This window comes from Streptomyces sp. TLI_55, assembly GCF_900206255.1.
Taxonomy (GTDB): Bacteria; Actinomycetota; Actinomycetes; order Streptomycetales; family Streptomycetaceae; genus Streptomyces; species Streptomyces aquilus.
Genome location: NZ_OAOJ01000001.1, coordinates 6,534,457 through 6,546,122 on the forward strand (window position 1 = coordinate 6,534,457; position 11,666 = coordinate 6,546,122).

10 protein-coding genes are annotated in these 11,666 nt (G+C 70.5%); 6 read left to right on the top strand and 4 right to left on the bottom strand.

What is annotated here, in order from left to right; genetic code table 11:
* The first annotated feature begins 4 nt into the window (after positions 1-4).
* Entirely contained in the window at positions 5-931 is a 927-nt protein-coding gene (locus CRP56_RS30240; protein ID WP_097269327.1) for a proline dehydrogenase family protein, read from the top strand.
* Between the two features lie 51 nt (positions 932-982).
* On the top strand, positions 983-2,614 hold the full coding sequence (pruA, locus tag CRP56_RS30245; RefSeq protein ID WP_097269329.1) for an L-glutamate gamma-semialdehyde dehydrogenase: 1,632 nt from the start codon (positions 983-985) through the stop codon (positions 2,612-2,614).
* 49 nt (positions 2,615-2,663) lie between these two features.
* Here pruA and CRP56_RS30250 read toward each other — a convergent pair whose 3' ends face one another.
* Both CRP56_RS30250 and CRP56_RS30255 read right to left on the bottom strand, forming a co-directional pair.
* On the bottom strand, positions 2,664-3,542 hold the full coding sequence (locus tag CRP56_RS30250) for an alpha/beta fold hydrolase (protein WP_097269331.1): 879 nt from the start codon (positions 3,540-3,542) through the stop codon (positions 2,664-2,666).
* A gap of 81 nt (positions 3,543-3,623) precedes the next feature.
* Positions 3,624-4,616 (bottom strand): NADP-dependent oxidoreductase, encoded by a 993-nt coding sequence (locus tag CRP56_RS30255; RefSeq protein WP_097269333.1) that lies wholly within the window; start codon positions 4,614-4,616, stop codon positions 3,624-3,626.
* A gap of 104 nt (positions 4,617-4,720) precedes the next feature.
* Here CRP56_RS30255 and CRP56_RS30260 point away from each other — a divergent pair, with 104 nt between their 5' ends.
* Positions 4,721-5,671: a LysR family transcriptional regulator gene (locus CRP56_RS30260; protein WP_097269335.1), complete on the top strand. Its 951-nt coding sequence runs from the start codon at positions 4,721-4,723 to the stop codon at positions 5,669-5,671.
* 229 nt (positions 5,672-5,900) lie between these two features.
* Entirely contained in the window at positions 5,901-6,032 is a 132-nt protein-coding gene (locus tag CRP56_RS48545; protein ID WP_020121043.1) for a hypothetical protein, read from the top strand.
* A 69-nt stretch (positions 6,033-6,101) separates the two neighbouring features.
* Here the strand turns inward: CRP56_RS48545 and CRP56_RS30270 are convergent, their stop codons facing one another.
* Entirely contained in the window at positions 6,102-7,667 is a 1,566-nt protein-coding gene (locus tag CRP56_RS30270) for a purple acid phosphatase family protein (protein WP_097269337.1), read from the bottom strand.
* Between the two features lie 145 nt (positions 7,668-7,812).
* On the opposite strand from CRP56_RS30270, the gene CRP56_RS30275 reads away from it, so the two are divergent.
* Both CRP56_RS30275 and CRP56_RS30280 read left to right on the top strand, forming a co-directional pair.
* Positions 7,813-8,856 (top strand): 3-isopropylmalate dehydrogenase, encoded by a 1,044-nt coding sequence (locus tag CRP56_RS30275; RefSeq protein ID WP_097274607.1) that lies wholly within the window; start codon positions 7,813-7,815, stop codon positions 8,854-8,856.
* Positions 8,857-9,114: 258 nt separating this feature from the next.
* On the top strand, positions 9,115-10,203 hold the full coding sequence (locus CRP56_RS30280; RefSeq protein ID WP_097269339.1) for a branched-chain amino acid aminotransferase: 1,089 nt from the start codon (positions 9,115-9,117) through the stop codon (positions 10,201-10,203).
* Here the strand turns inward: CRP56_RS30280 and CRP56_RS30285 are convergent.
* Positions 10,200-11,639 (bottom strand): cytosine permease, encoded by a 1,440-nt coding sequence (locus tag CRP56_RS30285; RefSeq protein ID WP_097269340.1) that lies wholly within the window; start codon positions 11,637-11,639, stop codon positions 10,200-10,202. The two genes, CRP56_RS30280 and CRP56_RS30285, sit on opposite strands and share 4 nt — an antisense overlap.
* Between the last annotated feature and the right edge of the window lie 27 nt (positions 11,640-11,666).

An 11,666-nucleotide genomic window follows, 5' to 3' on the forward strand; every position in this document is an offset into this window, starting at 1 on the left:
CCCCGTGCTGGGTCCCGTGATTCTCGCCGCGTCGCGCAGCGACAGGATGCGACGTCTGATTTCGGCGATGCCGGTGACCAAGCAGGTCGTCGACCGCTTCATCCCCGGCGAGACCGTCGACGACGTCGTACCGATCATCGAGAGCCTCACCGACCAGGGCCTCGAACTGACGATGGACGTCGTCGGCGAGGACATCACCACCCCCGAGCAGGCCTACGCCGCCCGTGACGCCTACCTCGCGCTGGTCGACCGGCTGCGCGACCTCGGGCTCGGCGAGCGGGTCGAGATGTCCGTCAAGCTGTCGATGTTCGGGCAGGCGCTGGACGGCGGCCACGAGCTCGCGCTCGCCAACGTCCGTCCCGTCGTCGAGGCCGCCGCCGCCATCGGGACGACCGTGACCCTCGACGCCGAGGACCACACCACCCTCGACTCGATGTTCGCCATCCACGAGGAGCTGCGGAAGGACTTCCCGCAGACCGGCTGCGTCATCCAGGCCTACCTCTTCCGCACCGAGGCCGACGCCCGCCGCCTCGCCGAGGCCGGCAGCCGCGTCCGGCTCGTGAAGGGCGCCTACAAGGAGCCCGCCGAGGTCGCCTACCAGCAGAAGCACGAGATCGACAAGGCGTACGTCCGCATCCTCAAGACTCTGATGGAGGGCGAGGGGTACCCGATGATCGGCTCCCACGACCCGCGCCTCATCTCCATCGCCCAGGAACTCGCCCGCCAGGCCGGCCGCAAGCTCGACGAGTACGAGTTCCAGATGCTGTACGGCATCCGCGGCGACGAGCACCTGCGCCTCGCCGCCGAGGGCCACCGCATGCGCGTCTACACCGCCTACGGCACCGACTGGTACGGCTACTTCATGCGGCGGCTCGCGGAGAAGCCGGCGAACCTGCGCTTCTTCGTCCGCAGCATGGTCAGCAAGGGCTGAGCCCGCACCCCCGCTCGAACACCCGCTCAAGTTCAAGGAGTTACGGATCTCATGGACGCTGTGACCCAGGTCCCCACCCCCGTCAACGAGCCGGTGCACGGCTACGCCCCCGGCTCGCCCGAGCGTGCCCGCCTGGAGGCCAAGCTCAAGGAGCTGGCCGACAACCCGATCGACCTGCCGATGACCATCGGCGGCGAGAAGCGGATGGGCGGCGGTGAGCGCTTCGACGTCGTGCAGCCGCACAACCACAAGGCCCGCCTCGGCACGTACGCCAACGCCACCCAGCAGGACGCCCAGGACGCGATCGACGCGGCCCTCGCCGCCGCGCCCGCCTGGCGCGCGATGTCCTTCGACGACCGTGCCGCGATCATCCTGCGCGCGGCCGAGCTGCTGGCCGGCCCGTGGCGCGAGACCCTCGCGGCCTCCACCATGCTGGGCCAGTCCAAGACCGCCCAGCAGGCCGAGATCGACACCCCCTGTGAGCTCGTCGACTTCTGGCGCTTCAACGTCAAGTACGCCCGCGATCTGCTCGCCGAGCAGCCCCCGGCGAACTCCCCGGGCGTCTGGAACCGTCTCGACCACCGCCCGCTCGAAGGCTTCGTCTACGCGATCACGCCGTTCAACTTCACGGCCATCGCGGGCAACCTGCCCACCGCGCCCGCGCTGATGGGCAACGTGGTCGTGTGGAAGCCGTCCCCGACCCAGACCCACGCCGCCGTGCTGCTGATGCAGCTCCTGGAGGAGGCGGGCCTGCCGAAGGGCGTCATCAACCTGGTCACGGGTGACGGCATCGAGGTGTCGAAGGTCGCGCTGGAGCACCGCGACCTCGCGGGCATCCACTTCACCGGCTCCACCAAGACCTTCCAGTACCTGTGGAAGACGGTCGGCAACAACATCGAGAAGTACCGCTCCTACCCGCGTCTGGTCGGCGAGACCGGCGGCAAGGACTTCGTCGTCGCCCACCCGAGCGCCGACAAGGCGATCCTCAAGACCGCCCTGACCCGCGGTGCCTTCGAGTACCAGGGCCAGAAGTGCAGCGCCACCTCCCGCGCCTACATCCCGGCGTCGATCTGGAACTCCGGCTTCAAGGAGGAGTTCGCGGCCGAGGTCGACTACCTGACCATGGGTGACGTCACCGACCTGTCGAACTTCATCGGCGCGGTCATCGACGAGCGCGCGTTCGCCAAGAACAAGGCGGCCATCGACCGCGCCAAGGCGGACCCCACCTGCACGATCGTCGCGGGCGGTTCGTACGACGACTCGGTCGGCTACTTCGTCCGCCCGACCGTCGTCGAGTGCTCCGACCCGGAGAACGAGGTCTTCACGACCGAGTACTTCGGCCCGTTCCTCGCGGTGTACGTCTACGAGGACGACAAGTACGACGAGATGCTGACCCAGATGGAGTCGGCGTCCGACTACGCCCTGACCGGCTCGGTGATCTCGTCCGACCGCGCGGCGGCGGCGTACACGATGGAGAAGCTCCGCTACGCGGCCGGCAACTTCTACATCAACGACAAGTCCACTGGCGCCGTCGTCGGCCAGCAGCCCTTCGGTGGCGGCCGCGCCTCCGGCACCAACGACAAGGCGGGCGCCCCGCAGAACCTGATGCGCTGGACCCTGACCCGCGCCATCAAGGAGACGCTGGTCCCGCCGACCGACTACACGTACCCGCACATGGGCTGACGTCACGTCAGGTGACGGAAGGGGCCGGGCTGTTGTCCGGCCCCTTCGGTCATCCTGTGGGCAGCAGGTGCCGGTCCAGGAAGCCCCGCATGAGGTCCGCGATCTGAGCGGCGTGGGTCTCCAGGGCGAAGTGGCCCGTGGGGAGCAGATGGATCTCGGCCTTGGGGAGATCGCGCTGGAAGGCCAGGGCCCCGGCGGGGACGAAGATCTCGTCGTGGGCACCCCAGGTGGCGAGGAGCGGGACCTGGCTGGTGCGGAAGTACTCGTGAAAGGCCGGGTAGAGGGCGAAGTTGGAGCCGTAGTCGGAGATCAGGTCGAGCTGGATCTCCGGCTGGCCGGGGCGCGCCATCAGCGCCGCGTCGTGCTCGTACGCCTCCGGCGCGACGAGCGCCCGGTACTCCTCCGGTACGCCGTGCAGGTACTGCCACTTGATGCCCTCCGGTGAGCTGATCTCGCGCACCGGCGCCTCCGTCTCCGGCGTCCGCTCCGCGATCAGCGCGAGCACCGGCGCCCAGGCCTCCTTGCCCAGCCCCTCCTCGTAGGCGTTGCCGTTCTGCGTGACGATCGCCGTGACGCGCTCGGGGTGGGCGAGGGCGAGCCGCAGGCCGATCGGGGCGCCGTAGTCCTGGATGTAGAGCGCGTACCGCTCGATGCCGAGCTGCTCGGTGAACTCGCCGGTGATGGCGGCGAGTTCGGCGAAGGTGTACGGGAAGTCGGCGGCGTCCGGGGCCGCCGAGCGGCCGAAGCCGATGTGGTCGGGGGCGATGAGGCGGTACCTGTCGGCGAGGCGGGGGATCAGCTCGCGGAACATGTGCGAGCTGGTGGGGAAGCCGTGGAGCAGGAGGAGGACCGGGGCGTCGGCGGGACCGGCCTCGCGGTAGTGGATGTCGAGGCCGCGGACGGTGGTGGTGCGGTGGGCGGTGGCCATGGCGTCTAACCTCTTAATTTATTTTTGATGGTTAGGTCAGTCCATCACGGGTCACCGCACCGGTCAAGCGTCTTTGAGTGGTTAGGTCGCCCGCACCAGGATCTTCCCCGTGTTGCCGCCCCGCAGCATCAGCAGGAACGCCTCCACGATCCGTTCGAAGCCGTCGACCACCGTCTCGTCGAGGGCGAGCGTGCCGCGCTGGAGGTGCGGGACGGCGAACTCCTCCAACTCCTGCTGTACGTCCCGGTAGTTGCTCACCAGGAAGCCCTCGATGCGCAGGCTCTTCTCGACCACGTCGGCATGGTTGAAGTGGGCCTGGGTGGTGCCCGGGGAGTTGTACTGGCCGACCGTGCCGACCCGGACCACCCGGCCGCGTTCCCGGAGCGCGCCGATCGCCGCGGCCAGATGGTCCCCGCCCACGTTGTCCACGAAGACGTCGATGCCGTCCGGGGCCGCCTTAGCCAACAGGTCCCGCACCGGGCCCTCGTGGTAGTCGAACGCCGTGTCATAGCCCACCTGTTCCGTCAGATGGCGGACCTTGGCGGCCGAACCGGCGCTGCCGATCAGACGGCCCGCGCCCAGGAGGCGGGCGAAGCGGCCCGTCGCCGTACCGACGCCGCCGGCCGCCGCGGAGACGAAGACGTCGTCGCCCTCGCGCAGCCCGGCGATCCTGGTCAGCCCCACGTACGCAGTCAGGCCCGTGCCGCCGAGCACGCTCAAGTGCGCCGACAGCGGGACGCCTTGGTACTCGGGGACGCGTCTGGCGTTCTCCGGGCCGACCGCGGCGTGGGTGCGCCAGCCCTGGCGGTGGAAGACGATCGCGCCCTCCGGCAGCTCGGGCGTGCGGGACGCTATGACGCGGCCGAGCGTGCGGCCCTCCAGTGGGGCGTTCAACTCGAAGTCGCCGTCCATCATTTCGCGGTGATAGGGGTCGACCGACCAGAAGAGGTTCTCGACCAGCGCCGTGCCGGGGGACGGGTCGGGCACCGGGGACTCCGCGAAGCGGAAGTGGTCCGGGGTCGGGAAGCCGGTGGGGCGGGCGGTCTGCTGGACGGTGAGCGCGATGTCGGTCATGAGCGGGAACGTACGGAGGAATGCCCCGGCCGGGCAGAGGGTTGGGCTCATGCAACGGGCGGAACCATGAGCCGCCCTCATAGCCGCAGGTGGGGAGCCCGGAAGTGAGCACCAGCGATCTCGCGTCGACCAGCGATCGCACGTCGGCCGTCGATCTGGCTCCGCAGGAGCTGCGCGTCCTCGTCGCCGTCGCCGAGGAGGGAGGTTTCTCCGCCGCCGCGATCCGGCTCGGCACCACCCAGTCCGCCGTCTCCCACGCCGTGCGCGGCATCGAACGCAAGCTGGGCGTCGTGCTGTTCGAGCGGGGGCGGTTCGGGGCCCGGCCGACCCCGGCGGGGACGCGGGCCGTCTCCCATGGGCGGCGCGTGCTGCGGATGCTCGACGTGCTGGTCGCCGAGACCCGCAGCGGCTCGTCCGGCGAGGTCGCCGGCCCGCTCCGCATCGCCGCCTTCCGCAGCGCCGCCCTCCATCTGCTCCCGCCCGTGCTCGAACGCCTCACCGCCCGGCACCCGGCGTTGCGGCCGACCGTCACCGTCGTCCGCGAGGTCGGCCCGGGGACCGCCGGCGCGGTGGCGGAAGGGCGGGCCGACCTCGGCATCGCCACCTTCGGCACCAGCACCCCGATCCCGCCGGAGCTCGTGGGGGACGTACTCCTGGAGGAGCCGTACTCCCTGGTGCACCCGGCCGGTCACCCCGACCCGCGCTCATTGCCCCTGGTCGACTGGCTGGAGAACTGCTCCTCCTACACCCGCGCCTGGTGGGCCGCCCAGGACTGGATCCCCACCGCGACCGTCCGCGCCGAGGACGACGGAGCGGTGCTTTCGATGGTGAGCAGCGGTCTCGGAATGGCGATCATGCCCGCGCTCTCCCTCACCGGAGCGCCGCACTCGACACAGATCACCGATCTCGGAGCCGACCGGCCCACCCGCGAGGTCGGCTACGTCACCACCCCCGAGCTGGCCGGCACGGCCGCCGTACGGGCGCTCGTCCGCGAGCTGCGGGCCCATGCCCATCCCGCCGCGATCACCGCGAAACCCCAGCTCAGAGCGGTGTGACCCAATCCACCGTCTCAGATAGTAGGAAGTCCGAGTAATTGTGGAGACAGACACGGCCTCCTCCCTTAGCTTTGTAGAAGCCGAACGTCTCGCTCGATCAAGCGAATGGCGGTCGTGAGCCGGGCCCGTGCAGGCAACCCCTGCGGCCCACCGCTCCCCGCCCCTTCCGGCGTCTCGCAACTCCCCTGTTGCCTCCATGCATTCATGCATTCGAAGGAGTCGATTTCTCATGGCCGAGACGACCGCCCGCCGTCGAGTCCGTCACACCTCCCGCACGAGCGAGTCCGACCGCAAGAACGCCGCGGCCGCCCTCCAGCGCGCCCTCGACCGCCGTGACAACGGCGGCTCGACCGGCCACTGAGGCCTGCCACCGCAAGCGTCACCGCCACAGATCCGGGAGCCGCACCCGCACCGGGGTGCGGCGCGGGCCTCACCCCCCGCGCCGCACCTCGAAGTGGTCGATCCGCTCCCCGTTCTGCGCGAGCGCCGACACCCTGAGCCGCGGCGCGCTGCCGCTCTCCGCCTCCACCTTGAGCAGCGAGAACCCCCGGTAGCGCACCCGCGACCACTCCACCGTCTCCGCCTTCGTGGCCCGTGACTTCGTCCACTGGAAGGTGTCGACGGAGTCGACGTCGCGCACCCGGCCCTCGTAGCTCTCCTTGGCGCCCTCGGGGAAGCCGTACAGGTCCTTGCCGCCCCCGCCCGCGGTGACGTACACGATCCCGTCCCGCGTCGGATCGGTCGACGCGCCGATCGGCACCCGCCGGCCCACCTCGCCGCCCTTGATCGCGTCGGTCCGCTCGTAGACGTGGTTGTGCCCGTTGATCACCAGGTCCACCTGGTGCTTCGCGAACAGCGGCAGCCACTCCTCGCGCACCCCGCCGTCCGAGGCGTGTGCCGAGGTCGAGTACGCGCAGTGGTGGAAGAAGACGACGACGAAGTCCACGGCCTTGCGCAGCTCTCCGAGCTTCTCGTCCAGCCACGCCGTCTGCTTCCCGCCCGTGTGGCCGAGGTTGGCGGGGATCTCGTACGACACGTCGTTGGCGTCCAGCGCCACGAAGCCGACGTTGCCGTACACGAAGGAGTACACGCCCGGGGCCGTGCGGGCGTCGAAGCCGCTGTCCGGGAGGGACCAGCGGGCGAGCTGGCCGCCGTAGCCCTCGGGGGAGTACCAGGCCTCCATGTCGTGGTTCCCGGTCGTCACCATCCACGGCACCGACCGCGCGATCTGCTCGTTCTGCTTCAGGAACAGGTCCCAGTACGCCGGGTCGTAGCCGTCCGCCTTCTCGCCCCGCCCGTTGACGTCGGCGTAGCAGATGTCGCCCGCGTGCAGATGGAAAGCCGGGTTCTGCTTCAGCAGGATGTCGTCGTTGGCGGCGGCGGCCTTGCTCACGCCCTGGTCGCCGAAGGCCGTGAACACGAACTTCTCCGGGCGGGTGGGCGCGGTGCGGAAGGACGCGATCGTCGAGCGGTGCCCGGGGGCGGCCGGGTCGAGGCCGTCGTGGCCGACGCCGTAGTAGTACGTCGTGCCGGGGAGCAGGTCGTCCAGGGCCGCGTGCACGTAGTACTGGTCGAGGGTGGGGCGGACGCCGGTGACGCCGGGGGTGTGCAGGTCGCGGACCTCCGCCTCGATCTTCCGGCCGAGGTCGTCGGGGCGGGCGCCGATCCGGACGTACGGCTTGCGGACGGCCGCCGGGACCTGCCACGAGATCCGCATCTGCGTGCGCGGGTCGGCGCCGAAGGCGAGGTGGCGGCCGAAGGGGACGACGGCGGAGCCGGGCGCCTTGCCGGTGGCGGACGCGGAGGCGGAGGCCGCCGTACGGGCCGGTGAACCGTTTCCGTCCGCCGAGCAACCGGTCAGCAGGCCGCCGGCCACCGCGCCCGCCGTCACCAGCGTGCGCCGCCGGGTCAGCTTGGTGCGCAGGTACTCGTGCTGTTCCGCCATGCTCATCCGGCGGGCGAGCTGCGGCGGGATGCCTACGTCGGGAAGGTCCATGCCGGTGAAGTTCCCAGCGCCGGCCAACAGCCGCCCTACGTACGGGTGAACGCGGGTCGAAGGGCTGACGCCCAGACGAGTCCGAGGTGTCCGCATGGCGGACATGTCGTGTCATCCCATGGGACGCGGGAGTAGGGTGCCGTACATGTCTCGCAGCATCAATCTCGCAGTGATTCCCGGTGACGGCATCGGCCAGGAGGTCGTGGCCGAAGGTCTGAAGGTCCTCTCCGCCGTCCTTCCGCAGGATGTGAAGCTGGAGACGAAGGAGTACGACTTCGGCGCCCGGCGCTACCACGCCACCGGTGAGACCCTCACCGACGCCGACGCGGAAGCGCTCAAGCAGCACGACGCGATCCTCCTCGGCGCCATCGGCGACCCGTCCGTCCCGTCCGGTGTCCTGGAGCGCGGCTTCCTGCTGAAGCTCCGCTTCCTCTTCGACCACCACGTCAACCTGCGGCCGTCGAAGCTCCTGCCGGGCGTCGAGACGCCCCTCAAGGGCGAGCCGGCGATCGACTTCGTCGTCGTCCGCGAGGGCACCGAGGGCCCGTACACCGGCAACGGCGGCACCATCCGCAAGGGCACCCCGCACGAGGTCGCCACCGAGGTCTCCGTGAACACGGCCTTCGGTGTCGAGCGCGTCGTCCGGGACGCCTTCGCCCGTGCCCAGGCCCGTCCGCGCAAGAAGCTCACGCTGGTCCACAAGAACAACGTGCTGTCCTTCGCGGGCCACCTGTGGACCAACGTCTTCAACCAGGTGGCCGAGGAGTTCCCCGAGGTCACCACCGACTACATCCACGTCGACGCGGCCACCATCTACCTGGTCACCGACCCGGGCCGGTTCGACGTGATCGTCACCGACAACCTCTTCGGCGACATCATCACCGACCTCGCCGCGGCCGTCTCCGGCGGCATCGGCGTCGCGGCGAGCGGCAACATCAACCCCTCCCGCGAGTTCCCGTCGATGTTCGAGCCGGTCCACGGCTCCGCGCCCGACATCGCCGGCCAGGGCAAGGCCGACCCCACCGCCACGGTCCTGTCCGTCGCGCTGCTCCTGCGCCACCTCGGCTACGAGACCGAGGCCGCCCGCATCGAGGACGCCGTCTCGGCCGACCTCGGCGAGCGCGCCGGCAAGCCCGCCCGCTCCACCTCGGAGATCGGCGACGCGCTGGCCGTACGAGTAGCCGGCTGACCCGCGGCTGCCCAGTAACACCTCGAAGCCGCCGGGTCGCATCAGCACCCGGCGGCTTCCGTATGTCCCCCGCCGGGTGACACCATCAACCCCTGGGTCGCATTCACGCCGTTTTCTTCCACGGACCCCCGCGCGCGATAATCGAACGCGGAGCCGCGGATTGAGGGAATGCTCGGACGTCCTAGCACTGGTCACTGACAGTAAAAGGGCGTGAGCGGCGGCCCGTGTCACTACACAACCGGTGAAGGACAACCACTCATGACGACGCCCACGATCGAGCTCAAGCCCTCGGCCTCGCCACTTTCCGACGCGGAACGCGCCGCGATCCTGGCCAGCCCCGGGTTCGGCCGCCACTTCACCGACCACATGGTCGTCATCAAGTGGACCGAGGGCCGCGGCTGGCACGACGGCCAGCTCGTGCCGTACGCGCCGCTCTCCCTCGACCCGGCGACGATGGTCCTGCACTACGCGCAGGAGATCTTCGAGGGCCTGAAGGCCTACCGCCAGCCCGACGGCACCGTGGCGACCTTCCGCCCGGAGAAGAACGCCCAGCGCTTCCAGGCCTCCGCCCGCCGCCTCGGCATGCCGGAGCTGCCGGTCGAGACGTTCATCGAGGCGTGCGACGCGCTGGTGAAGCAGGACGAGGCGTGGGTCCCGGCGCACGGCGGCGAGGAGTCCCTCTACCTCCGCCCGTTCATGATCGCGACCGAGGTCGGCCTGGGCGTGAAGCCCGCCAACGAGTACCTGTTCCTGGTCATCGCGTCCCCCGCCGGCGCCTACTTCCCCGGCGGCGTCAAGCCGGTGTCGATCTGGGTCTCCGAGGACCACGTCCGCGCCGTCCCCGGCGGCATGGGCGACGCCAAGACCGGCGGCAACTACGCCGCCTCCCTCCTCGCCCAGGCCGAGGCCGCCGAGCAGGGCTGCGCCCAGGTCTGCTACCTCGACGCGGTCGAGCGCAAGTGGGTCGAGGAACTCGGCGGCATGAACCTGTACTTCGTGTACGGCAACAAGATCATCACGCCCACGCTGACCGGCTCCATCCTGGAGGGCGTCACCCGGGACTCGCTCCTCCAGGTCGCCCGCGACCTCGGCTACGAGGCCGAGGAAGGCCGCGTCTCCGTCGACCAGTGGCAGACCGACTCCGCCGACGGCACCCTGACCGAGGTCTTCGCCTGCGGCACGGCCGCCGTGATCACCCCGGTCGGCACGGTCAAGCGCACCGGCGCGGAGTGGACCCAGGGCGCGGGCGAGCCGGGCGAGGTGACGCTGAAGCTCCGCCAGGCCCTGCTGGACATCCAGCGCGGCACCGCGGAGGACAAGCACGGCTGGATGCACAAGCTGGGCTAGACCTCGTGCTTGGCCAGGGCCGCCCCGGAGGTCACCTCCGTGGCGGCCCTGCCGCTGTTCCGCCGAGGTGAGAGCAGGGCGTAGGCGACCCCGCCCACCACCCCCGACAGCAGGAAGCTGCAGTCCACCCCGCCCGTCAGCGACAGCAGGGGGCCCTCGTACGACGGCAGCGAGACCGCCAGCAGGCCGACCGCCGCGCCCAGCGCCCACGACACCGTGGCCGGGATGTTCCAGCCGCCCCGGAACCAGTAGATCCCGCCGCGCGCACGGCGGTTGAAGACCTGGAGGGCGTCCGCGTCGTACACGCCACGGCCGCGCACGAAGCCGATGAGGGTGATGACCGCCCACGGCGTGCCGATCGCCGTCAGCAGGAGGACGAAGGACGTCATCGCGTCCTGCGCGGACGAGGCGTAGTGGCCGACGAAGACGCAGGCCGTCGCCACCACCGCGACCGTGTACGTGGCCCGGGCGCGGGAGGCGCGCGGCAGGATCGCGTCCAGGTCGAGGCCCATGGAGTACAGCATCAGACCCGCGTTGCCCACCGAGCCCGCGGAGGCGGCCAGGAGGAGGGGGAGCAGGTACCAGGACGGCGAGGCGTCGACCAGGGGCCCGGCGTAGTCCAGCGCCGCGCGGGCCGCGTACGCCGTGAACGTGCCGAACAGTTGCGGCACCAGCAGACCCAGCAGCAGGCCCAGCCATGTGGCGTGCAGGACCCGGCGGTCGGAGTGGCGGGCCGGGGAGATGTAGCGGGTGTAGTCGCCGAGGAGGGTGATGAAGGCGATCGGGCCGGACAGGCCGGCGGCCACCGCGGACAGCAGCCAGGTGGGCCAGTAGCCGCCCAGCAGATAGCCGCCCGCCTCGGGCAGCGCGTCCGTGGTGAAGTCGGGGGCGTAGGCCGCGATCCCGAGGGCCAGCAGGGCCGTCATGCCGATCGCCAGCACTCGCGACATGGTGAGCAGCACCCGGTAGCCGTACACCGCGCCCGCCACGGTCGCCGCCGCGAGCAGCCCGTAGATCACGCCGTACGACCATCCGCTCGCCGGCAGCCCGACCAGCCGGCCCAGCACGCCCACCATCACATCGCCGCCGATCCACACGGTCAGCGCGGTGTAGCCGAGGGCGAGGAGCAGGCCCACCACCGAGCCGACCAGCCGGCCGCGGACGCCGAACTGGGCGCCGGAGGAGGTGGAGAGGTTGGTCGCGGTGCGCAGCGAGATCAGGGCGAGCGGGGCCGTCAGCAGGGTGCCGACCACCGTGCCGGCCACGATCGAGCTCACCGAGCCCCACCAGTCGAGACCGAAGGACGGCGGCAGCCAGCCGAAGACGATCACGCCCAGACACAGGTTCGAGCCGAGCAGGATCGAGAGGAGGTCGCGTGGCCCGCTGGTGCGTTCCTCGTCGGGGATGGTGTCGACCCCGCGCTGTTCCATCGGCATGCTGCGTCTCCCTCGGGTTTGAGTGCC